Raw genomic sequence first — 24,384 nt, forward strand, 5'->3', positions numbered from 1 at the left:
CGCCGTATCAGCCTGCACTGTTGGCGGTTTCAGCAGCCTTGATCAGGTCGGCACCGATCTGACCTTCAAACTTCTGCCATACCGGACGCAGCGCCTCGCGCCAGTCTTCACGCTGCTCGGGCGTGAGTTCGATGATCTCGGTGGTGCCGGCATCGATAATGGCCTGACGGTCGCGGTCGTTGATGGCACGCGCCTGATCGTTGACCTCGGTAGTGACTTCCTCAACGATGCCGGTCAGCTCGGTGCGCACGTCTTCAGGCAGGCCGTTCCAGAATTTGGCGTTGGTGATCAGCATGTAGTCCAGCACGCCGTGGTTGGACTCGGTGATGTAGTCCTGCACCTCATAGAACTTCTGGCTGTAGATGTTGGACCAGGGGTTCTCGGCGCCGTTGACGACCCCGGTCTGCAGGCCCTGATACACCTCGGCAAAGCTCATCTTGCGCGGAACGGCCCTGAGCTCCTTGAACTGTTCATCAAGCACGTTGGAAGCCTGAACGCGGAACTTGAGACCGCGCGCGTCCTTTGGCTCATGCAGCGCCTTGTTGGCAGAGAGCTGCTTCATGCCGTTGTGCCAGTAGCCCAGCCCGAGAATGCCCTTGTCTTCCATCGAGTTGAGCAGCTTTTTGCCTTCATCACTTGCCTGAAAGCGGTCAACGGCGGTCAGATCATCAAAGAGAAACGGCAGGTCAAAGATCTGAATGGCTTCGTTGTACTTGTCGAACTTGGCCAATGAGGGCGCCAGCATCTGCACATCGCCCAGCAGCAGGGCTTCCATCTCCTTGCCATCACCGTAAAGCGACGAGTTCGGGTAGACCTCGACCTTGACGCGATCGCCCAGACGCTCGGCGACCAGCTTTTGAAACATCAGCGCGCCCTGCCCCTTGGGCGTGCTGTCGGCTACCACGTGGGAGAACTTGATTACGATCGGCGCATCGGCGGCCATGGCATGGCTGCCAAGCGTGAGCATGCAGGTCGCGCCAAAAAGACCCAGTGAACGACCGAGTGGGATATGAAACATGGTGAGTTCTCCGCAACAGACCGGGAAGGGGCCGGGCCTGGTGGGATCGAATGCCCGGCATGAATGCATATACGGCCGTTTGCGGAGAAAACGTATTAGACCTTGGTGTCGAGTCGCCTGGAACCTCGGCTCGCGGTGAGCAAAACCCATAAAAGCGGGCGAATCAGCCAGCGCCAGGCCAGATTAATCAGCCATAGAAACGGCAGCGCGATCGCAAACCACAGCAGAAACTGCCCCAGCTTCACCGGCCAGCCGAGCCACTGCGCCAGGTTGGCGCCCAGACCGTGAATCAACGACGGGTGACGCACCACGATCCAGGTCGTGGCGCCGACGGCGGCCAGCTTTGCCGGCCGCGACAGCCGGGTGAAGCGAAGGCCGGCCGGTACCAGCGCCCGTGAGCTTCTAAGCTCGCCGCTGGCGCCCGCTGCCGCCCGGCTCTCAAGCGCCCCGGCCCGCATCGCGCGACCGGCGCGCAGCCACTTGATGGCACCCGCCATCATCACGACATCGACGCCCGCCCAGGCAATATCGGCCGGCCCCACGGTTTCCGGCCCCTGTACGGTGCGCTCCAGATCGCGCAGGCCGCCGGTAAAGAAATCCCCCACGCCCGCTACCAGTCGCTCGCCCTGCAGCCAGTGCACCTGGCTTTGCTCATCCACCACGAACTGATCGAGAAAGCCGTAGCCCTCCGCCTGTAAAAAGGCGACGCCATAAAGACCGCGCTGATACGGCGTCAGGCCGCGCGCTTCATCCGTCGTTGAATCGGTGGCGTCACTGTCGGCTTCGTCGTCGCTCCACCAGCCGGCAATCGCCCCGCGCGCCTCGCGGTAGCGCTGCGTCGCCCAGTGGCGCGCGGTCAGAGTCGGCACCTCGTTGTCATGAAACCAGGCGACCGGCAATACGGCGTCGGGGCCAAAGCGGGAAAGGATCTGTTGGAAGCCGGGCTCGAAGCCGTATTCGGTCAGCACCTCGCGGGCGGTATCGCCGTGACGCGAAAGCGCCAGCGCGCCGTTGTACACCAGGCTCTGATCGTCCGCCCAGGCGAGAAACAGCGTATTAAGCGCCTCGGACTCCTCACCCAGCGAACGCGCCACCGTGTCCGGCAGGGCATCCGAGGCGGAAGCGCGCAGAAATCGCGATTCGAAAGGCGTTGCCGTCGCGGCGGCAGAGAGTGCACCGGCGGCCAGTACGGCCGTCAGCACAAGGACAATAAATCGGGTCATGAAAGGGCTCATCGGGTGTGGATAACACAGCCACTCAGTATGGCACTTTCATCTTCAGCAGGCGCTAGTGGCCGGTCCTTGTCTCCTAGAAACGGTAATCCAGCGTTGCGGTGACCTGTCGCTCATCGCCGAAATAGCAGTAACTCTCGTTGAAACAGCCCGTGACATATTTTTTGTCAAACAAATTGGTGGCATTCAGCTTGAGCGTGGCGCCATCCAGCTCGTTGGAGACCTCGCCCAGATCAACGCTTACGAAGGCATCGGCCAGCGTGTAGTCACCGGTTTTGCGCGTGTTTTGAGCATCGGCGTAGCTGCCCTTGACGTAGCGACCACCAACGCCGCCGCGAATGCCGTGCGTAAAGTCGTACTGCATCCAGAGCGATGCCGTCTGTTCGGGCGAGAGCACCGGGGTCTTGCCGGATTCGATATTGACGCCGTCCTGACTGATGCTGTCGCGATATTCAATATCGTTGTAGCTGTAGCCGGCGATCATGTTGAGCCGATCGGTGAGCGCTGCGTTGGCGGACAGCTCAACGCCGCGCGAGCGGATGTCGCCAGCGCTGATATAGGCCACCGGGCTGACGCTGGTGCGCTGCTGGACGTTTTGTTGGGTCAGGTCATAAAAGGCGAGCTGATAGAGATCGCGTGTCCCGGACGGCTGATACTTGATGCCGATTTCATGCTGCTGACTTTTCACCGGGTCGGGTACGGCGCCATCCACCGAGGAGTCCGCGCTGGGATTGAAAGCCTCGCTGTAGGCGTAGTAGGGCGCGATGCCTGAATCGAAGCGATACAGCAGCGACGCACTGCCCGAAAACGCCTTGTCGCTGCGGCTGTCGGTGGCGCCACCGAGATGGGAGTGATATTCGCGATCCAGAAAGTCCTGACGTCCGCCGAGCGTCAGGTGCCAGCGGTCCCAGCGCATCTGATCCTGCAGGTAGATCCCGCCCTGCTGCACTCTGCGGGTATCGTCCGTGACGCCAAAGGGCGTCCTGGTCAGCGCACTGCCGGAATAATCGGGGTTGAACGGATCCAGCGGCCTGACGCCGGTCTCCTGGGTTGTTGATGTAGAAGAAAATTTGACGTCATTTTTACGACGCTGAAAGTCAACGCCTGCCAGCAGCGTATGTTCTACCTCTCCCGTCATGAGCTCGTACTGCAGATTGTTGTCCGTCGAGAAGGCCTGCAGGTCTTCATCCGCGCCGGAGTAGTATCGCGCCAGTTCCGCACCGTTGCCCGTGAAACCAGCCTGATAGACCTGCTCCACTTCCACATCCATGTTGGTGTAGCGAGCGCGCGAGTTGAACGTCAGATTATCGCTAAAGCGGTGCTGCAGCTGATAGGAGAAGATGCGCTGGTTGCGCCTGAACACGTCGTTGGCCGGATCGGCATCCGACCAGGAAGAATCAACCGTGCCGCCAAAGCGCGCGCCGCTGACGCTCAGATCATAGGGCACCGCACCGTGATAGTCGCCGGCCGGGTCATGCTGCAGGTAGGCCTGCAGGGTGAGATCGGTGTCTTCGTCTGGATAGAGCGTCAGCTGCGGCATGAGCGCATAGCGCTCGCGTTTGGCAACATCGAACTGGGTATCGGAGCGACTTCCCAGCGCCGTGAAGCGATAGGCGCCCAGGCTCGGATCACTCAAGGGACCGGTCACGTCGATACCGGCCCCGTAGGTGTCGAAGCTGCCGCCATAAAGCCGGAAGAGCCCCTGCTGCTCCGGCTGCGGTTTTTTGGTGGTCAGCGACACCATGCCGCCCGGCATGGTTCGGCCATACAGTGCAGACGCCGGCCCCTTGAACACGTCGACGCGCTCCAGAAAGAACGGGTCGATCTGCATCGCCGAGTAGGCGCCGGGGTCCGACTGCAGCCGCAGCCCATCGAGGAAGGTGTTGTCCACATCACCACCGTGGAAGCCGCGCAGCGAGACCACGTCAGAACGTTTGGACGCACCCGCCAGCCCGGTAAAGGCACCCGGCGTATAGAGCAGCGCATCGTTGATATTGGTAATGCCCTGGTCGTCGAGCTGCTGGCGCGTCACCACGTTGATCGTGCGCGCGGTTTCGGCCAGCGGTGTGGCGGTTTTGGTGCCGGCATCGCTGGCCTGCGCCGTATACCCCTGTGTCGGACCGTCGACATCCGACAGATTCTCCCCGGTGATGACCATCGTATCCGGGGGCTGATCGCTTTTCTGCACGGGCCGGGCCAGCGCATCAGCTGTCCATCCGCTCACCACGACACCCGCAAGCAGCGGCGCGCGGGCCAGACATTTTACGGATCCCTTGAAGTACTTGATCGACAACATTGGAAAGACGGCTCCCCTGGCTCGAGAAAGATGCGCTGCGCCACAACGGTCATCCTGTGATCATTTTGCGGTTGTTGCGAAAAATAATAATTCTCATTATCACCCTTTGGCAATTGCCATCGCATGCGCCAGCGGCGTTATCGCGTCTTTCCTTTCTGCCCTCGTTGCTTTTGCTGAGCCTTGTTTTGAAATGAATTGTTAAACCGGTTCAGAAAATGCGGTTCGGCGCGTCTTCCTGACCGGCACCTCAAAATTAATGATTTTCATTCTCGTTTGAGCATGCCGGCACGGCCGCTGCGGCGATAACACCTTGCCGCTACCCACAGTCAGGAGGATACATCGTGCGTTACGACACGGAGTTTGCCACCGCCCTACCCTTGCGCCGTCACGAGCCAGTGCCGGAAAACCTGCTGACCCTGTTCGGCGATCACTCCCTGGAGGCCTATCGCCTGGGCATGCAGCGCTGCGTGTCGCTGGTGCACGGCTCCCTGACCCGGCACCAGAGGCCCTTCAGCGGCGTCGCACCGGGTGAACTGCAACCCGAGTTCGACGCCATCGATCTCGACCGACCGCTGGCGGATATTGATGCCGGGCTCGAGGAGATCCAGCGGCTCTATCTTGACCACGCGGTCCATTTTCACGCCCCGGGCTACGTTGCCCACCTCAACTGCCCGATCACACTGCCCTCGATTCTCGCCGAAGCGATTGCCGCACCGCTCAATACCGCGGTGGAGACCTGGGACCAGAGCGCCGGTGCCACGCTGATCGAGCAGAAGCTGATCGACTGGACGACGGCGCGCATTGGTCTCGGCGAGGGCGCCGACGGCGTTTTCACCAGCGGCGGTACCCAGTCGAACCTGATGGCGCTGATGATCGCCCGAGACGTCGCCTGCGCCGAGCTGCCCGGCCATGCCGGCAATCGCCATCATGGGTTACCTCCTGATGCTCGCAGGCTGCGCATTCTTGCTTCCGAGGTGAGCCACTTCAGCGTGCAGAAGGCCGCCGCACTGCTCGGGCTGGGTTACGACGCCGTGATTCCGGTGCCCTGCGACGCCAATAGACGCATGGATCTCAATGCGCTGCGCATGCACCTCAATGACTGCCGCCACGATGGACTGCTGCCCTTCGCCGTGGTCGCGACCGCGGGCACCACCGACTTTGGCAGTATCGATCCGATTGCCGGCATCGCCGCGCTGTGTCAGTCGCACGGGCTATGGCTGCATGTGGATGCCGCCTATGGCGGCGGCCTGCTACTGTCGCCGCGCTATCGCCACTGGCTGGCCGGGATCGAGCAGGCCAACTCGGTCAGCATCGATTACCACAAGACCTTCTTCCAGCCGGTCAGCTGCAGCGCCTGTCTGGTGCGCGACCGTCGCCAGCTGGGCCACGTCACCTATCATGCCGACTATCTCAATCCGCGCGATCAGGCCGACCAGGGCACGCCGGATCTGGTCAACAAGAGCCTGCAAACGACGCGCCGTTTCGATGCCCTCAAGCTGTGGCTGACCCTGCGCACCCTGGGGGCGGACACGCTGGGCGGCTATCTCGACGATGTCATCGCACTGACCCATCAGACCTGGCGCCTGCTGCACGAGCGCGACGGTATCAGCGTGTTGATGGCACCTGCACTCAGCACCCTGGTGTTTCGCTACTGCCCCACCGGGATCAGCGATGACGCGACCATCGAAGCCGCCAACCACCACATTCGTTACACCCTCTCCCGGCGCGGCGAAGGCGTGGTCGCCGGCACCCGGGTCGGCGGGCGCTTCTATCTCAAGTTTACCCTGCTCAATCCGCAGACGCGGCTCGAGGACCTGAGCCGACTGATCGGCCGGATCGCGGCCCACGGCGAGGCGTTCACCGCCGACCATGCTCGCGATACGGCCGCAACCGACTCCGACGACGGACACGACGCCGAGACACACCGCACGGATACGACGCCATTCGCGGCCGCCGACCGCGCCTGAGGGCGGCGGGTGCTGTCATTCACGCGCTTATCCAGTCACCAGGGCACTCTCCGTTATCAGGAGCACTCCCATCACCAGGAGCACGCTCATGCAGAGCCGCATTCACGATTTCATCGCCATCGGGCTGGGGCCGTTCAATCTCGGTCTGGCCTGCCTGACCGACCCCATCGACGATCTCGACGGGCTGTTTCTCGAGCGGCGTTCAAGCTTCAACTGGCACCCCGGGCTATTGCTGGAAGACGCCACGCTGCAGACGCCGTTCATGGCGGATCTGGTCACCCTGGCCGACCCTACCAGCCGCTTCAGTTTTCTCAACTATCTGAAAGCCCGGGGCCGGCTCTACAACTTCTATATTCGCGAGCACTTTTTCGTACTGCGCCACGAGTACAACCAGTACTGCCAGTGGGTCACCACCCGGCTCGAGACGCTGCGCTTTAATCACGACGTGGCGCGCGTCGACTACGACGCGGCGCAAGGCTGCTACCACGTCCACAGCCGCGACACGCTCAGCGGCGAGATGCGCTGCCATCGCGCCCGCCGACTGGTGCTCGGCACCGGCACCGAGCCAATGATTCCCGACTGCTGCAACGGCGATCGCGAGCGTCTGGTACACGCGGCCAACTACCTCGAGCACAAGGCCGCGCTGCAGGCGAAGCCCTCCATCACGCTTGTCGGCAGCGGTCAGAGTGCCGCGGAAATCTATCTCGATCTGCTCGAAGGCCTCGATGAGCACGGCTATACCCTCAACTGGGTGACCCGTTCGCCGCGCTTTTTCCCACTGGAGTACGGCAAGCTCACACTCGAGATGACCTCTCCGGACTACATCGACTACTTCCACGCCCTGCCTCAGTCGACTCGTGACCGTCTGATCCGCGAGCAGAAGGGGCTCTACAAGGGGATCAATCTCGATCTGATCAATGCCATCCATGACCGGCTCTACACCATGAGTCTCCATGGCCCGGTGAATACGCACCTGCTGACCTGCGCGGTCCTCGAGCAGTGCCGTTACGACACCGCGCGCCAGCGCTTCGAGCTGACCCTTGCCCATACCGAGCAGGCACAGCGCTTTAGCCACCGTACCGAGGGGCTGATCCTGGCCACCGGCTACGCCCCCCGCCTGCCGGACTTTCTGGCGCCGATCGAGCACCGTATCCAGCGTGACGCCGCCGGCCGCTATGTGGTCGGGCGCTACTACAACGTCAGCGCCCACGGCGATCTCTTCGTCCAGAACGCCGAGCTGCATACCCACGGGCTGGTCGCCCCGGATCTGGGCATGGCGTGCTATCGCAACGCCTGCATCATCCGCGAACTGACCGGGCGTGAGGTCTATCCGATCGAGCGCAGTGTCACGTTTCAGACGTTCGGTGTTCCGGACAACGCCGTATTCATTCCCGAACGTGTCAGCACCGAGCGACAGCCTGAATCCGCCGGCGCAGCGATATCCACAGACACAGAGAGCCTTCGATGAATTCGCTTTCCAATACACGGTTTCATGCCAGTCAGGCTGCAACGACTGCGATCGCCACTCGCCGCCCCCGGGCCCTTGATGAGCACTTTCGCCGCGACTGGCCCGGTATCGGCACGCTGTCCCTGCGCCCGCTCGATCCAGAACGTGATCTTGAGATTGTTCACGGCTGGGTCAGCCAGCCCCGCGCCCGCTTCTGGGGCATGACCAATGACAGCCGCGACCGGGTCGGCGCCTTTTATCGCGACCTGCAGGAGAGCACCGCCGCACAGGCCTGGCTGGGTCTCCATGACGGTTGGCCCGCCTTTCTGGTCGAGTGCTACGACCCACGTCACGACCCGGTCGGCGAACAATACGCGGTACAGCCGGGCGATCGCGGCATGCATTTTCTGACTGCCCCGCCGGACACGACCGGGACGCCGATCCATGGCTTCAGCCAGGCGGTTCTCAATACCATCGTCGCATTTTTGTTCAGTGACCCGGCCACGCGGCGCATCGTGGTCGAACCCGACGTCAACAATGCCCGGATTCATCCGCTCAACCGCCGCGCCGGCTTCATCTACGACCGTGAAATCCGGCTCGGCGAGAAGACTGCGCATCTGGCGTTTTGCACCCGGGCTGCGTTTGATGCAATCGATAGCCGCCCGCCCGTGACCGGCGATCCAACCTGCGCCCATCTCGAGCCGCAGCGCTGGGCGCGCGCCAACCGCGATCTGCTGGTCAAGGCGATCGCCGAGTTCGCCCACGAGCGGTTGCTGATGCCAACGCAGATGGGTGAGCCGGATGCCACGGGATGGGGCGCGTACCGTCTCGAGGCCTCATCGGTACAATATCGCTTCCGGGCTCGTCGGCTGGCGCTCGATCATTGGTGGATCGACAAGGCATCACTGGAGAAAACCTCGCTGGAGAAGACGGCACAGGAGGCGATCGGTGCTGTCACCGAGCTGAAGCCGCTGTCGGTCGCTGCCTTTTTACTCGAGTTCCGTGAGCATCTCGCGATCGATCCCGACAACCTGACGACCTATCTGGAAGAGATCGCCAGCACGCTCGCCGGCATGGCCTACAAGCTGGGCCGCGGCCTGCCGGATGCCGACACGCTGGCGCTGGCCGACTTTCAGACGCTGGAGGCGGCCATGAGCGAGGGCCATCCGTGCTTCGTGGCCAACAGCGGTCGTATCGGCTTCGACGTGGAGGACTATCACCACTATGCCCCGGAAGCCGGGGCACTGGTGCGCCCGCTGTGGCTGGCCGTGGCCCGGATTTGCACCGACTACAGCGCCATCGACGGGCTTGATATCGATACCCTGCTGCGCGAGGAGCTGGACGAGACCACCCGCACCCGTTTCGCCGCCCGGCTGTCAGCGCTGGCGCTTGTCCCCGCCGACTACTACTTCATGCCGGTGCATCCATGGCAGTGGCGCCACAAGCTCGCCATCACCTTCGCCGGTGAAGTCGCCCAGCAGCGCATCGTGCTGCTCGGCGAGGGTGACGACGACTACCGCCCGCAGCAGTCGATCCGTACCTGGTTCAACGCCGCGCGCCCGCAGCGTCGCTACATCAAGTTCGCGCTGTCGATTCTCAACATGGGCTTCATGCGCGGGCTCTCGCCTCATTACATGCATGGCACGCCGGCCATTAACGACTGGGTTCAAAAGGTGGTCAACGAAGACCCTGAACTGCAGGCACGGCGCTTTAGCGTATTGCGTGAAGTGGCCACGCTGGGCTATCACCACGCCGGGTTCGAGGCCGCCTGCGACAGGCACAGCCCGTATCAGAAAATGCTTGCCTGCCTGTGGCGCGAAAGTCCCTGCGCGCGCGCTCCCGCCCACCAGCGGCTGATGACCATGGCGGCGCTACTCCATCGCGACGCCAACGATCAGCCGTTGCTGCCGGCGCTGATCAATGCCTCCGGTCTCGACGCCACGGCATGGATCGACCGCTATCTCGCCGCCTACATGACGCCGTTGCTGCACTGTTTTTATGCCCATGACATGGTCTTCATGCCTCACGGCGAGAACCTGATTCTGGCGCTGGAAGGTCACGTGCCGGTGGGGGCGATCCTCAAGGACATCGGTGAGGAGACCGGTATTTTCGACAACGGCCAGGCGCTGCCCGAAGCGGCTCGTCGCATCGCCGTTGACGTGCCGGAGCCTCTCCGAATCCTGTCGATCTTCACCGACCTGTTCGACTGCTTTTTCCGCTTTCTGGCGCAGATTCTGGTCGAGACCGACACCCTTGAAGAGCGAACGTTCTGGGAACGGGTCGCCGCCTGCGTGGTCGACTATCAACGCCGCCACCCGGCGTTTGCGGAGAAATTCGCACGTTTTGACCTGTTCGCGCCGACGTTCACGCTCTCCTGTCTCAATCGGCTGCAGCTGCGTAACAACCGCCAGATGATCGATCTGGCCGACCCGGCCGGAAATCTGCAGTTCGCCGGCGAGCTGATCAACCCGATCGCCGGGCTGCGCCCGCCAGCCCTGGTGAAAAATGGCCTGACGACACATCAGGGCGTGACCGACACGGCAAACGTTACGGGCGAGCGCTGAGGCGCCGCCCGGGCAATCCGTTGCCACGATTCGTACCGAATGACCACTTGCGAGTGGTTGTTCGGCCACGACGATATTGATCGTCATTTTCGACACGATCGCGCCCTTGTCGACCGATCGCCTCCCGGCGGGTTACACGATGCATGCCACGACCATCGATTCACTCTACCGTCAATATCATCAGCCGTTGATGAGATTTCTTCAGCGCCAGCTGGCCTGTCAGGATCAGGCGGCAGACCTCTGTCACGAGGTCTACCTGCGGCTGATCAGATCCGACGACATCCCGTTGCTCGACAACCCTCGCGCTTATCTTTTTCGCATCGCGCGCAATCTGCTCACCGATCACCGCCGTCGCCATGCCCGGGACCTGATCGCCATCGATACCCTGGCACCACTGCTGGTCTGCCCCCGTGCCTGTCCCGAGGATGAGCTGTGTGGACAGCAGTGCGTTCAGCGCCTTGGCAAGGCGCTGTCAACGCTGCCTACACATCTGCGTCAGGCCCTGACCTGGCACCGGATAGAGGGGCTGACCCAGCGCGAGATCGGCGCGCGGCTGAACGTTTCCGAGCGCATGGCCGGACGCTATATCGCTCGGGCCGTGACGGCCTGCCAGACCGAACTCGAGACGCTCAATGCCTCCTTCGAATGATCCCGACGCCTGGCAAATTGCCGGGCCAGCAGCGTTCGTCGACGAATGACGCAAAAGGCGCGAGGACGCGACAGAAGCAGGTCGACACCACATTGCGTGAATGGCGCCTTGCAACCAAATGCGAAAAATTATTATTCTCTTTAACGCCAGATAGCCTCTACATTCAGGGATCCATCCCATGCCAGCAACGACGCCCTATCAGCTTTTTGACATGACGCTCACGCGCCGCGAGCAGATCTCACCGTCCATGGTGAACCTTACGTTTACGGCAAACGATCTGGATATGGCCACGACCTTTGCGCCGGATCAGAGAGTGAAGCTGTTCTTTCCGGCGTCGGACCAGGGCTGCGCTGACATGGCGGCCAGATTTGCGACCGAACAGGACTGGTACTCGGCCTATAAAAACATGGCACCCGAACAGCGCCCCTTCATGCGCACCTACACGATTCGTGCAGTACGCCCTGAAAAAAAAGAGCTGGATATCGAGTTTGTGCTGCATGGTGATACCGGTCCGGCCTCGCGCTGGGCGAGTCGGGCCCGTCCGGGAGATACCCTGTCGATCAATGCGCCCAGCATCCATTACACCGGCAAGGCCATCGGCTGCGAATGGCGCCCGCCCGCCAGTATCGAGCATCTTTTGCTGGTCGCTGATGAAACCGCCCTGCCGGCCGTTATGGGGATTATCGAAGAGCTCGACGCACGTTTTGCCAATGTGCCGAAACCCAGGGTGCAGGCACTTCTCGAGGTGCCGCTGAAAGCCGACTGTCGCTGTATCCCGCAGTGGATCGATGCCGTCTGGCTGCCCCGAGAAGAGACCCGGTGCTGTCATGGCGAGGGGCTTTCCCGGGCGGTGCGCACTCTTGCGCTGAAGCCGTCATCGTCCCCCTCTGCCACCAGTTCAGCGCTGGCTATCGATATCGATGAAGAGATTCTGTGGGACGTGTCTGCTCCTGAGTCGGACGACAGCTTTTATGCCTGGATCGCATCCGAATCCCGGGTATGTTTGAACATTCGCCGCTATCTGGTGGATGAACTGGCGGTGCCAAAACGACAGGTGTCTGCCATGGGCTACTGGCGTGAGGGCAAGGCGCATCCGTAATACATTCCGACCGGCGCCGTCAGGGATTTTGCGCCAACCCCACATGCTGATGCTATCGGGATTGATGTTGTCCTACGCCGGCTCTTCCGTGGTCGAGGGCTCTGTGCCAACACTGGTCGCGGTGGGCATGCTGTCCCCGGTATGGATTGCGCTATACACCACGTTTTCCAGGGCCATCAATGCCTGTGCTTATGTCATGGCACGACTGCTGGGTCACTACTCCCCCTACCGGGTACTGTTGATCTGCGAAGTCTACGACATGGTCATTACGCTGGTGGCGCTGCTCCTGCTTTATGAAGGGTCACTGTCAACACCGGTCGTGTTGATCACCTACGTTATATTGACGTCCGTTATCCCGGTCATCACCAGCATCGCCAATGGCACCTATGCCGGCGCCCTGTCGCTTGAATCGGACAGAACCGCCGTCAGTTTCAACGCGTTTTCCCTTAGCCTTTTGACCCTGGCCACACTGGTCATTGGCCGGCCGCTGGGAAGCCTGCTGATCGATTATTCCCTTTATGCCGTGCTGGTCATCAATCTGATCATGACACTGGCGTCGTTTCTTTTTCGCTGGGCAGCCATGAAGCGCGACACGCTTTTTGTGTCCAATCAAAATCGATATGACCCCGGAAGCAATCACGCTTCACGCCTCGATCTGATCGAAGGCATCCGATATTTTCGTGGCCGGATATTTTGCCTTTCGGCCAGCGCCCCCGTGACAACGCCGCTGATCTATCTCTCCATGGGACTGTTTCTCTACTACATGCCACCGTGGCTGGCAGCCGAGGCCGACAACAAGGGGGAAATCGTTGCCATGGTGGGGATTTTGGGAGGGCTGGGCTCGATGATCGGGCCGCTTTTGTTTTATGCCCTGAAACATCGCTTTCGCTATCGCCATCATGTGACGCTGGCCATGTTCGTTGTGACCGTCGACGAACTCATGATGCTGGGCATGGTGCGGATGTATGGCAATGATGTGTCGATGCCGGTGCTGTCCGTCTACATGATGCTGAATTTTTGTCTCTATCTCGCGGCCGCCTACTGCAATGTGGCCAATCTCTGTGCCCGACAGAAACGCTTTGCCGGCAAGCGATATCCCGACATGGTCGGCATTGCCTTTTCACTGGCCTCACTTTTTATGCTGGCAGGCACATGGTCAGGGTACCTTTTGGATGCCAGCAGCAACCCGACGTGGGCAATGTTGCTGGGCACCATGATTACCCTTTTGACCACGATGGGCCTGTTGCGCACAAAGGCCTCGTCACGCCCTGGCGTTAGTCCAAACAGGTAGCGCTGCCATTTCGAACGACTGAAAGCCGCTCAGGCATTGCCTCTGCGTGGGTCATGAATGGCCACCGCCCTGACCGCCGCGCGCCAGCAGACGTCGGGCGCGCTCGATGACCGGGGCATCGACCATCCGACCGTCCACGCGAAAGGCGCCGCCCTGTGTTTGCGCGCCTTCAAGCACCCTGCGCGCCCACTCGAGCTGTTCGGCGTCGGGCATGAACGCCTGAAGTACCGGAGCCAGCTGGCGAGGATGAATACAGAGCATGCCGCCAAAACCCATCTGGCGGGCGCGCAGCGCAGTGGTGTAAAGAGCATCGTCATCATCAAGCACGGGTGACACGCCGGCCATGGGCGGGGCCAGCCCGGCCAGCCTGGAGTGCAGCACCAGCTGATAGCGGGCCTGATCGAGTATCGCCTCGGCGCCGGGGGTGTCGCTTTCCAGATCCAGATCAAGCGCCAGATCCAGCGCGCCAAAGCTCAAGCGCTCCACGCCGTCCACGGCGGCAATCTCGTCGATCCACTCAAGGCCCGCGGCGCTTTCGATCAGCGGCCACAAAGGGCGGTCCAGCGCCGCGGCCTGCTTGAGCCGCGTGGCGGCCTCGGCCTTGGGCACCATGATGGCTGCCACACCCGGCAGCCGGGCGCAGAGATCCAGATCGGTGTCGAAGTGCTCGCTGTCGGGGGCGTTGATGCGAACGCACAGGGCGACATCCGGCGACTCTTCCACGAACTGCTCCAGGTATTCACGCGCCAGCACCTTGTCCTCAGGCGCCACGGCGTCCTCGAGATCCACGATGACCAGATCGGCCTCGCTGGCCAGCGCCTTGCCAATGCGATCAAACCGGGTCGCCGGCACAAACAGCGCCGTTCGCGCCGTCCTGATGCGCTCTGCCGCATCGATCGATGTCGTCGCCATTTACACCACTCCCTTCTCGCGCCAGCCCTTGATGGTTGTCTCGTCATGCCCCAGTGAGACCAGAATCTCCTCGGTATGTTCACCCAGTGCCGGTATGGCCCCCATGACGGTGTCGAAGGCCCGACCCTGGCCGGGCGGCAGCAGCGCCGGCAGCGGCCCGACGGGCGAGTCCACCTCGCGCCATCGGTTACGCGCGGCCAGCTGCGGGTGGGCCCAGACATCGGCCATCTCGTTGACGTGGGCGTTGGCGATGCCGGCCTGGTCGAGCCGCGCCACGATCTCATCGGCTGTCAAAGTCGAGAATACCTCGTCAATGACGCCATCCAGCGCCTGACGCGCCTCGCTGCGATCGGCATTGGTGGCAAAGCGCACGTCATCGATCAGCGCCGGGCGCTCAAGGACCCCGGTACAAAACGTCTGCCATTCCCGCTCGTTTTGCAGGCCCAGCATCACCGACTGACCGTCCCCGGCGGGAAAGGGGCCGTAAGGGTAGATGGTCGAATGCGAGGCGCCGGCGCGCGGCGGCGGCTCGGCCCCCTCGAAGGCGTAATAGAGCGGATAGCCCATCCACTCCACGGTGGCCTCGAGCATCGAGACATCGATATGGCTGCCCTGTCCGCTGCGACCGCGGGCCAAAAGCGCGGCGAGAATATTGCTGTAGGCGTACATGCCGGCGGCGATATCCGCCATCGACACGCCCGCCTTGACCGGCGTGTCCTTCGTGCCGGTCTGTGACAACAGCCCCGACTCGCTCTGGATCAGCAGGTCGTAGGCCTTTTTGTTGATATAGGGGCCGTCGCTGCCATAGCCCGAGATATCGCAGACAATCAAACGCGGGAAGCGCTCACGAAGCGCCTCGAACGACAGTCCCAGGCGTGCACTCGCCCCCGGGCCCAGGTTCTGGATCAGCACGTCGGCATCACTTAACAGCTCAAACAGAACGCCGGCGCCCTCGGCGGCCTTCACATCGAGTGTCAGGCTTTTCTTGGCGCGATTGGTCCAGACAAAGTGCGAGGCCAGCCCGCGGGTGCGACTGTCGTAGCCGCGGGCGAAATCGCCCGTGCCGGGGCGCTCGATCTTGATCACCTCCGCGCCCAGATCCGCCAGCTGGCGCGAGCAGAACGGCGCGGCGATGGCATGCTCCAGGCTGATGACCCGAATGCCTTCAAGCGGACCGGGGGTGGGAACATCGACGGCTTTCGTCATGGCGGACTCCTCGCTGTGGCTACCTTGAAGCCTGCCTGCTTTTGGCCGCAGGGAGAATTGGCCTTTGCCGGACCCTGCGTTAGGCTCAGGCGAACGCCATGCCGGCGCGTCCGGCCCTTCTCCGGCAGGAGCCCATGTCCCTTGATCTGACCGATCTGCGCCTTTTCGTACATGTGGCCGAGGCGCCGAGCCTTACCCAGGGTGCCCGCCACGCGTGTCTTTCCACGGCGGCGGCCAGCGCGCGCATCCAGCAGCTTGAGGCGCAGCTGGGCAAACGGCTTTTCTATCGAAGCTCGCGCGGCATGGCACTGACCGCGTCGGGTCAGCGCCTTTTGACCCACGCCCGGCGCGTGCTGCGCCAGCTTGATCATCTCACCCACGACATGGCCGGCGACGACGACCGCGCCGGCCATCTACGCATTCTGGCCAACACCACCGCCGTCACCGAACTGATGCCGGCCGTGCTGGGCGAGTTTCTGGCCACGCGACCACGGCTGACCATTGATCTGCGCGAGCGGCTCAACCACGAGGTGGTGCGCGGCGTGGAACAGGGCAGCGCCGACATGGGCATCGTGGCCGGCCCCATCGGCACCGCGGGTCTCGAGCGCTATCACTTCAGCACCGACCGGCTGGTGCTGATTACCGCCCCGGATCATCCGCTGGCGCAGCGCCAGAGTGTGGTGCTGGAAGATCTGGTGGAGGACTTCCACGTCGGGCTGCCGGATACCAGCAGCCTTATGCAGTTTCTGACCCGCCGGTTCGAGGGTGTCGGCGCCGAGCTGAAGCTGCGCGTTCAGGTATCAGGGTTTGAGGCGATCTGTCGGTTGGTGGCCGCAGGCGTCGGGGTCGGCGTGATTCCGGAATCCGCCGCGCTGCGCCATCGCCGGCTCATGACGCTGGCTCTGATCCATATCGATGCGCCCTGGGCGACGCGCGAGCGCAGCGTGGTGGTGCGCAACGCCGCCGAGCTGCCCGGCGGCGGCATGGCGCTGATCGAGGCGCTGATGGCGTTTGGTCGCACCGATCAGCCCCCGAAGGCATAAAAAAACCCCGCGACAGGCGCGGGGTTTTGAGACACCAGGGCGTCGCAGGGCTTACTTTTCAAGCCACTCGGTGTGGAACACGCCGTCGCGATCCAGACGCTTGTAGGTGTGGGCACCGAAAAAGTCACGCTGGGCCTGGACCAGGTTGGCCGGCAGCTTCTCGGCGCGGTAGCTGTCGTAGTAGGCCACGGCCGACGAGAAGGTCGGTACCGGAATGCCGTTTTGTACCGCATGGCTGATTACGTCACGCAGCGACTGCTGGTAGCGCTCGGCGATGTCGGAGAAGTACGGCGCCATGAACAAATTCGCCAGTGACGGCTGTTCCTGGTAGGCATCGGTGATCTTCTGCAGGAAACGGGCGCGGATGATGCAGCCGGCGCGGAAGAGCTTGGCGACAGAGCCGTAGTCGAGATTCCAGTCGTAGTAGTCGCTGGCCGAACGCATCTGGGCAAAGCCCTGGGCGTAGGAGGCGATCTTGCTGAAATAAAGCGCCTGGCGGACCTTTTCGATGAACTCGGCGCGGTCCCCCTCAAACGGCTTGTCGGCCGGGCCCTTGAGCACTTTCGAGGCTGCCACGCGCTCTTCCTTGAGAGAGGAGATAAAGCGGGCAAAGACGGACTCGGTGATCAGCGGCAGCGGCACGCCCAGATCCAGCGCGCTCTTGCTGGTCCACTTGCCGGTGCCCTTCTGGCCTGCCGAATCAAGAATCGTGTCGACCACGTACTCGCCGTTTTCGTCACGCTTTCTGAAGATGCGTGCGGTGATATCGATCAGATAGCTGTCGAGCTCGCCGTCGTTCCACTCGGTGAAGACATCGGCCAGCTCGTCGTTGGACAGCCCCAGGCCTTCCTTGAGGATGGCGTAGGCTTCGCTGATGAGCTGCATATCACCGTATTCGATGCCGTTGTGCACCATCTTGACGTAGTGACCGGCACCGTCGGGGCCAACATAGTTGACGCACGGCTCGCCGTCTTCGGCGCGCGCGGCGATCTTTTCAAGGATCGGGGCCACCATGTCATAGGCTTCGCGCTGGCCGCTGGGCATGATCGAGGGGCCCTTGAGGGCGCCCTCCTCGCCACCGGAAACGCCGGTACCGATGAAGTTCAGACCCGCCTCGGAAAGCTCGCGGTTACGGCGAATGGTATCCGGATAGTAGGTATTGCCCCCATCGATCAGGATATCGCCCTGGTCCAGATACGGCTTCAGGGACTCGATGGTCTTGTCCGTGGCTTCACCGGCGGCCACCATCAACAAAATGCGGCGCGGCTTTTCCAGCGAGGCCACAAACGTCTCGATCTCATAGAACGGGACCAGCTTGCTGTCGGGATTGTCAGCCAGCACTTCGTCGGTTTTCTCAGAGGAACGGTTATAGATCGACACCGTATAGCCGCGGCTTTCGATGTTGAGCGCCAGGTTGCGCCCCATTACTGCCATTCCCATGACACCAATCTGTTGTCTGGTCATTGCCTTTTACTACTCCAGCAGTCATTGAACTACGACACGTTAGCAGCGCTGCTACGCGTCCTGATGTCCCACATCGGGATAGACAGCATGCTGTCGCCTGACGAATGTGCCACGCCAACACGGTGACAGGCCAGTCTGGCAGAGCGCGCAGCGATTGTCCCCGCTCGAAGGCGCACAAACTACGCACGGATGATCATTTCGTCGCCATTGCCCTGTCAGAGGTGGTGAACATGGGCCACATGCGCCATGCTCAATCTACGCCCTGACATAAAAAAATCTAATAAATACACGCTAATAGCGAAACAGGCTCATGACAATAACCGAGCCAGCCCCTTGCGATGGGCCACCTCCCCGACCGGGAAAAGGCGTCATCGGCACACGGGCCGACACAGCAGGAGATGACGATGAGTCATGGCTGTATCGTTGAAAACTTCAGCAATCTGATTTCACTCAGCGACCACGAAAAACGCACGCTGGCCCATCTGGAAAAGGATGCCAGAGCGGTCAAGAGACACGAGAGTCTCTGGCATTTTCGCGAGCGCACGCAAACGCTCTACACGCTGCAGGCCGGCTGGGCCTATGCCTACAAAATTTCCCTGATGGGCGAGATGAAGGTGGTCGAGATCTTTACGCCCGGCGACATCATCGGGCTGCGCGATTTTACCTTCGGGCGCCATCTCACCGACGTGCGCATGATGACCGACGGGACCGTCTGCGCCTTTCCCTATCGCTGCATACTGGACGCCTGCCAGCAGTCACGCGCGCTCTCGGCGGCCTTTTTTGCCACCGCATCAAGAGATCAGGCGCTGATGACCGAGCGCGTGGCGAGTCTGATGCACTGCAGCGCGCGCATGAAGATTGCCCATTTCATCATCGAGATGTATCTGCGGCTGAAACACACCACCCCGGACATGGGCCTTCGCTTTGAATTCCCCATGAACCAGAAGCTCATGGCAAGCCTTCTGGGACTGACCAGTGTGCATGTCAGCCGCATGCTCGGCGAGCTGGCCCGGGAGGGGATGGTCAAAAAGCAGCGCCGCATGCTGGAAATTCTCGACTACGAGCGTCTCTACCGCGAAGCGCAGTTTGACGAGACTTACATTCAGCTCGATCTCAGCCACATGCTCGATGTCGATTCAAACAACAGTGAAGCGCCCATGGGCTGACTGCCCCGGGTGCCTGCCCCTACTGCATGGGCACCCGCTCGATCGCCATCTGCTGCGACTCGCCCTCAAGACGCCACTCGTCGTTGTCCCCCTGGATCAGGCGCGGACGGCTCTCCAGAAAATCGATCAGCGCCTGGTCCCCTGTCTCATTGTCCGGGCATGCCATGCGGGTTGAGGCGAGATTGCCGACGATTAGCCGGCCCTGTTCAACACGGGCCGGGCCAAACACTCGATTGCAGCCACCGCTGCCGCTGATGCGATGGCCGTCAAAGCTCAGCGTAGCCTGATCCAGGGCATCGCTTCCCGGTTGAGGCGCGTCCCCGTTCTGCGCCGCGTTGCCGGCGCATCCGGCAAGGCCTGCCATCAGCACTGCCGCTGCTATCGACCCTTTTCCAATGAGGCTCATATCGCTCTCCATGAGGCACAAGCGTGTGCCTGTTGTGTTGGCCGGGCGCCGGACAATCAGTGCGCCTCTTCCCAGTTGTCGCCGTGGCCGGCCTCGACGATCAGCGCCACATCGAGCTGCCCGGCGCTCTGCATGCGATCGACCACATCAATCTTGAACGCCTCGACCTGCTCGCGGCGCACCTCGAAGATCAGCTCATCGTGGACCTGCATGACCATTTTGGCGTCGAATTCACCCTTTTGAAGCCAGGCATCCACATCGATCATGGCGCGCTTGATGATATCGGCGGCCGTGCCCTGCATCGGGGCGTTGATGGCGGTACGCTCGGCGCCCTGTCGGCGGGCATGATTGCGCGAGTTGATCTCGGGCACGTACAGCCGCCGGCCAAAGACGGTTTCGACATAGCCGTTCTCGGCCGCCTCGGCGCGGATGCGCTCCATGTAGCGCGCCACGCCCGGATAGCGGTCGAAGTAGCGCTCGATCCAGGTTTTGGCCTCGCGCTGCTCGACCTTGAGCTGGCGGGCCAGCCCCCAGGCGCTCATGCCGTAGATCAGACCGAAGTTGATCGCCTTGGCGCTGCGACGCTGATCGCTGGTGACCCTGTCGATCGTGGTACCAAAAACCTCGGCGGCCGTGGCGGTATGGATGTCGCGGTCCTCGGCAAAGGCCGTGAGCAGGCTTTCATCGCCGGAAAGATGCGCCATGATGCGCAGCTCGATCTGCGAATAGTCCGCCGCGACCAGCTGATAGCCGGGCGTGGCGACAAAGGCGGTGCGGATGCGCCGGCCAATGTCGCTTCGAATCGGGATGTTTTGCAGGTTGGGGTCGCTGGAGGAGAGGCGCCCGGTGGCCGTGACCGCCTGGTGATAGCTGGTGTGAATGCGCCCGGTGGTGGCATTGATCAGCTGCGGCAGCTTGTCGGTATAGGTCGACTTGAGCTTGGAAAGCCCCCGATGTTCCATGATTACCTTGGGCAGCGGGTAGTCCAGCGCCAGCTCCTCGAGCACGGCCTCGGCGGTCGAGGGCGCGCCCTTGGGCGTTTTCTTGATAACCGGAATCTTCTGCTCTTCAAACAGAATCTCGCCGAGCTGCTTGGGCGAGCCCAGATTGAACTCGCGTCCGGCCAGTTCAAACGCCTCGCGCTCGAGCTCGGTAATGCGCTCGCCCAGCGTCCGGCTCTGCTCGCCCAGCACCCTCGTATCCACCGCCACCCCAGTGCGCTCCATGCGCGTAAGCACGGGCACCAGCGGCAGTTCGAGGCTGTCGATGACCTCGGCCAGTCTGCCCTCCTGCTCGAGCCTGGGCCGCAGGTGCGCGTGCAGGCGCAGGGTGACGTCGATGTCTTCGCAGGCGTATTCGACCGCCTGCTCAAGCGCCACCTGATTAAAGGTCAGCTGTTTGGCGCCCTTGCCGGCAATCTCTTCAAACGAGATGGTCCGGTGACCGAGATAAGCCTGCGCCAGCGAGTCCATGTCATGGCGCGTGGCGGTGGAGTTGAGCACGTAGGACTCGAGCATGGTGTCGAGCAGGGCGCCATTGACGCCAATGTCGTAGCGCGCCAGCACCTCGATGTCATATTTAAGATTCTGGCCGATCTTGGCAATCGAGGCGTCTTCCAGCAGTGGCTTGAGCGCGGCCAGCACGGCGTCTCGATCCAGCTGGTCCGGGGCATCGAGGTAGTCGTGCGCCACCGGCACATAGACGGCCTCGCCCGGCGTGATGCCCAGACCGATGCCGACAATCTCGGCGTCCATGTAGTTGAGACTGGTGGTTTCCAGATCGAAGCAGAAGGCTTTGGCCTGCGTCAGGCGCTCGATCCAGCGATCGAACGCGTCCTGTTCCAGCACGGCGCGGTAGTCGCGCTGCTCGCCGGCCATGGCGGAGGCCCCATCGCCGGACTCGCCGCCGTCCATATCCCCCTCGCCGGTGGGGACATCGGGAGACGCCTCGCCGACGCTGCCGCCGTCAAGCAGCTCGTTGAGCCAGTTCTTGAACTCGAGACGCTGATAGAGCGACAGCAGCGCTTCGCGATCCGGATGGGCAATGTCCAGCCCGTCCAGGCCGACCGGCAGCTCGCAGTCGGTGCGAATGGTGGCCAGATTGTACGATAAAAAGGCCTGCTCGCGGTTGTCCTCGAGCTTTTTGGCCATGGTTTTGGCGCCGCGAAACGACAGCGTTTTGATACGCTCGAGATCGCCATAGATGGTGTCGAGTCCGCCGCCCATGCCGGTCAAAAGCGCCAGCGCGGTTTTTTGCCCCACGCCCGGCACACCGGGAATGTTGTCGACGCTATCCCCCATCAGGGCCAGATAGTCGATGATCAGATGCGGCGGGATGCCGAACTTTCCCTCGACGCCGGCCACATCGAGCGTCTCGTTTTTCATGGTGTTGACCATGGTGATGTGCTCGTTGACCAGCTGCGCCATGTCCTTGTCGCCGGTCGAAATGATCGCATCGCGCCCGGCCTCGGTGGCCATGCGCGCCAGCGTGCCGATCACGTCATCGGCCTCGACACCTTCGATGCACAAAAGCGGCAGGCCGAGTGCGCGCACGCACTCGTGCAGCGGCGCGACCTGAGCGCGCAGCTCATCGGGCATGGGCGGGCGGTGGGCCTTGTACTGCTCGAACAGCTCGTCACGAAAGGTCTTGCCCTTCGCATCAAAGACCACCGCCATGGGGCTTTCGGGATACTGGCGGATCAGGCTTTTAAGCATCGACACCACGCCGCGCACGGCGCCGGTCGGCTCGCCGGTCGAGGTCGACAGGGGTGGCAGGGCGTGAAAGGCGCGGTACAGGTAGGCAGAACCGTCCACAAGGACGATCGGGGCAGCGGCCATGGAAGCTCCAGCTAACGACTCGAATATGGCGTCATGATACGCAAGCCATGCGTCGACGTCAGCGAAGAAAGCGCGCGCGGTACGCACCGGCATGGCTGCTATTTGCCGCTGCGGGATTTACACTGTGCAACATTCAAGCCCCACCCTCTGGAGATCATCATGACCACTGGACGGATGCTGCCGACCCTGGCGCTGACAGCGCTGCTGATGCCTGCCATGTTCGCTGCCACAGCGCTGGCCGAACCCGAAGGCGAGGTCACCACCCAGCGCGACGGCGATCGCGTCGTACGCGAATATCGCCTCGAGGGTCGCCTCTACGCCATCGAAATCGTCGAAGGCGACAAGCGTACTGTCCTGCTGGACACCGACGGCGACGGCAATTTCCGACGCCAGAGCGGTGAGGCCGATATCGAAGCGCCGTCATGGACCCGGGCGTCGACACGCTAGCGCACACTGCCGACCCGCCAGGCCGACAGGCAAAACATGGCGTTTCGGTGATAGACTCCGCGCGGCGCGGCGTCAGGCCATGCCCGGGGCGCCGTGCGATCCGGCATCCAGCGTTTGAGCACGTCATTGCCATGACCACGACCGGTCACGGCCCTTGTTACCCAGCACGATAAGCGCCTCCGCAGCGCGCCAGGAGCCACATGGCGGTTTTTACCCCTTTAAGCGATGAACAGGTCACCCAGTTTCTGGAACGCTACGACGTCGGCACCCTGGTGTCGGTCGAGGGCGTGGCAGGCGGTACCGAAAACAGCACGTTTTTTGTCACCACCGACCGGGAAGTGCTGGTACTGACCCTGTTCGAACAGGGCGAGCAGGAAGAGCTGCCCTTTTTCGTCGACCTGCTGGCCTGGCTGGATCAGCATCAGCTGCCGGTACCGGGACCGCTTTTCGATCGCAACGGCGTGGCCCTGCAGCGTCTGGCCGACCGCCCGGCCCTTTTGTTCCCGCGTCTGGCCGGCCGGCATCCGCAAGCGCCCGGGCCGGCGCAGTGCACCGCCATCGGCCGGGTACTGGGCCAGATGCATCGCATCTCGCAGGGCTTTCAGGGCAGCCGCCCCAACCCGCGCGATCTGCGCTGGGTGCACGCCGTCCATTCCCGGGTCATGAGCTATCTGGACCGCGACGACCAGAGCCTGCTGCGCGACCGGGTCGATGCGCTGGACTGCCGTCTCAGACATGTCGAGCTGCCCCAGGGCGCCCTGCACGGCGATCTCTTTCGCGACAATACCCTCTATGAAGGCGACCGCCTTTGCGGCGTGATCGATTTCTACAACGGCTGCACCGGCGATCTGCTCTTTGATCTGGCGATTGTCATCAACGACTGGTGCAGTGACGATCACGGCGCGCTGATTCCCGAACGCTATGACGCCATTATCGACGCCTACGCCCGCGAGCGCGCCTTTACCGACGAAGAGCGCCGGGTCTGGCCCACCATGCTGGAGCTGACGGCGCTGCGCTACTGGCTGTCGCGCCTTCTGGTGGTCTATGTCGACCCGCCCGCCCACGCTCTGACGCCCAAGGACCCGACCCAGTATCGCCGGATCCTGAAGGCGCGCATTGATCATCCGCCGGCACCGCTGCCACGCTCATGACGGATTTTGATGCCGGCCCTGGTCGGCATCACCGTCGAAACGTCCCGGCAGGTCCGGGCCCTTTCTGGCACTCAGGGTCTACACTGGCAGCAATTGCCCGGGCAATCTGCCACCGGGGCAACAAAGGCGCTAGAATGCGCGCCGGGCAGCACGGGCTGCCTTTTGTGTGTATGACGATCCTGTCTGACG

At 62.3% G+C, this 24,384-nt stretch carries 18 protein-coding genes; 10 read left to right on the top strand and 8 right to left on the bottom strand.

Going from position 1 to position 24,384, the window contains the following annotated elements; genetic code table 11:
• Positions 1-7 precede the first annotated feature (7 nt).
• The 3 genes from ACXMYO_RS11275 to ACXMYO_RS11285 form a co-directional block, all read right to left on the bottom strand.
• Positions 8-967: a TRAP transporter substrate-binding protein gene (locus ACXMYO_RS11275; RefSeq protein ID WP_438768461.1), complete on the bottom strand. Its 960-nt coding sequence runs from the start codon at positions 965-967 to the stop codon at positions 8-10.
• 146 nt (positions 968-1,113) lie between these two features.
• Positions 1,114-2,241, bottom strand: coding sequence for a hypothetical protein (locus ACXMYO_RS11280; protein WP_457808787.1), 1,128 nt, complete (start codon positions 2,239-2,241; stop codon positions 1,114-1,116).
• 85 nt (positions 2,242-2,326) lie between these two features.
• Positions 2,327-4,474: a TonB-dependent siderophore receptor gene (locus ACXMYO_RS11285; protein WP_457808788.1), complete on the bottom strand. Its 2,148-nt coding sequence runs from the start codon at positions 4,472-4,474 to the stop codon at positions 2,327-2,329.
• Between the two features lie 413 nt (positions 4,475-4,887).
• On the opposite strand from ACXMYO_RS11285, the gene ACXMYO_RS11290 reads away from it, so the two are divergent.
• The 6 genes from ACXMYO_RS11290 (at position 4,888) to ACXMYO_RS11315 (ending at position 13,563) form a co-directional block, all read left to right on the top strand.
• Positions 4,888-6,513 carry a pyridoxal phosphate-dependent decarboxylase family protein gene (locus ACXMYO_RS11290; protein ID WP_457808789.1) on the top strand — a complete coding sequence of 542 codons (1,626 nt, stop codon included), beginning with the start codon at positions 4,888-4,890 and terminating at the stop codon, positions 6,511-6,513.
• Positions 6,514-6,601: 88 nt separating this feature from the next.
• Entirely contained in the window at positions 6,602-7,981 is a 1,380-nt protein-coding gene (locus tag ACXMYO_RS11295; protein WP_457808790.1) for a lysine N(6)-hydroxylase/L-ornithine N(5)-oxygenase family protein, read from the top strand.
• Positions 7,978-10,524, top strand: a complete 2,547-nt coding sequence (locus ACXMYO_RS11300) for a GNAT family N-acetyltransferase (protein ID WP_457808791.1) — start codon at positions 7,978-7,980, stop codon at positions 10,522-10,524. The genes ACXMYO_RS11295 and ACXMYO_RS11300 overlap by 4 nt, the downstream gene beginning before the upstream one ends.
• A gap of 139 nt (positions 10,525-10,663) precedes the next feature.
• Entirely contained in the window at positions 10,664-11,173 is a 510-nt protein-coding gene (locus tag ACXMYO_RS11305) for an RNA polymerase sigma factor (protein ID WP_457808792.1), read from the top strand.
• Between the two features lie 178 nt (positions 11,174-11,351).
• A complete protein-coding gene (locus ACXMYO_RS11310) occupies positions 11,352-12,272 on the top strand; it encodes a siderophore-interacting protein (protein ID WP_457808793.1) in 921 nt (306 codons plus the stop codon).
• Positions 12,273-12,321: 49 nt separating this feature from the next.
• Positions 12,322-13,563 carry an MFS transporter gene (locus tag ACXMYO_RS11315; protein ID WP_457809488.1) on the top strand — a complete coding sequence of 414 codons (1,242 nt, stop codon included), beginning with the start codon at positions 12,322-12,324 and terminating at the stop codon, positions 13,561-13,563.
• A 51-nt stretch (positions 13,564-13,614) separates the two neighbouring features.
• On the opposite strand, the gene ACXMYO_RS11320 is transcribed toward ACXMYO_RS11315, so the two are convergent.
• Positions 13,615-14,475, bottom strand: coding sequence for an HpcH/HpaI aldolase/citrate lyase family protein (locus tag ACXMYO_RS11320; protein ID WP_457808794.1), 861 nt, complete (start codon positions 14,473-14,475; stop codon positions 13,615-13,617).
• Positions 14,476-15,681: a CaiB/BaiF CoA transferase family protein gene (locus tag ACXMYO_RS11325; protein WP_457808795.1), complete on the bottom strand. Its 1,206-nt coding sequence runs from the start codon at positions 15,679-15,681 to the stop codon at positions 14,476-14,478.
• Positions 15,682-15,815: 134 nt separating this feature from the next.
• Between ACXMYO_RS11325 and ACXMYO_RS11330 the strand changes: the two genes are divergently transcribed.
• A complete protein-coding gene (locus ACXMYO_RS11330) occupies positions 15,816-16,724 on the top strand; it encodes a LysR substrate-binding domain-containing protein (RefSeq protein WP_457808796.1) in 909 nt (302 codons plus the stop codon).
• 51 nt (positions 16,725-16,775) lie between these two features.
• On the opposite strand, the gene gndA is transcribed toward ACXMYO_RS11330, so the two are convergent.
• Positions 16,776-18,188, bottom strand: coding sequence for an NADP-dependent phosphogluconate dehydrogenase (gndA, locus tag ACXMYO_RS11335; protein WP_438764754.1), 1,413 nt, complete (start codon positions 18,186-18,188; stop codon positions 16,776-16,778).
• A 404-nt stretch (positions 18,189-18,592) separates the two neighbouring features.
• Between gndA and ACXMYO_RS11340 the strand changes: the two genes are divergently transcribed.
• Positions 18,593-19,354 (top strand): helix-turn-helix domain-containing protein, encoded by a 762-nt coding sequence (locus ACXMYO_RS11340; RefSeq protein WP_438764755.1) that lies wholly within the window; start codon positions 18,593-18,595, stop codon positions 19,352-19,354.
• Between the two features lie 19 nt (positions 19,355-19,373).
• Here ACXMYO_RS11340 and ACXMYO_RS11345 read toward each other — a convergent pair whose 3' ends face one another.
• Positions 19,374-19,760: an META domain-containing protein gene (locus ACXMYO_RS11345; RefSeq protein WP_457808797.1), complete on the bottom strand. Its 387-nt coding sequence runs from the start codon at positions 19,758-19,760 to the stop codon at positions 19,374-19,376.
• 56 nt (positions 19,761-19,816) lie between these two features.
• Positions 19,817-22,597: a DNA polymerase I gene (gene polA, locus ACXMYO_RS11350; RefSeq protein WP_457808798.1), complete on the bottom strand. Its 2,781-nt coding sequence runs from the start codon at positions 22,595-22,597 to the stop codon at positions 19,817-19,819.
• Positions 22,598-22,756: 159 nt separating this feature from the next.
• On the opposite strand from polA, the gene ACXMYO_RS11355 reads away from it, so the two are divergent.
• Together ACXMYO_RS11355 and ACXMYO_RS11360 are read left to right on the top strand one after the other, a co-directional pair.
• On the top strand, positions 22,757-23,044 hold the full coding sequence (locus tag ACXMYO_RS11355) for a DUF2782 domain-containing protein (RefSeq protein WP_457808799.1): 288 nt from the start codon (positions 22,757-22,759) through the stop codon (positions 23,042-23,044).
• 200 nt (positions 23,045-23,244) lie between these two features.
• Entirely contained in the window at positions 23,245-24,195 is a 951-nt protein-coding gene (locus tag ACXMYO_RS11360; protein ID WP_457808800.1) for a homoserine kinase, read from the top strand.
• Positions 24,196-24,384: the final 189 nt, after the last annotated feature.

It is taken from the genome of Kushneria sp. EE4 (genome assembly GCF_977968315.1).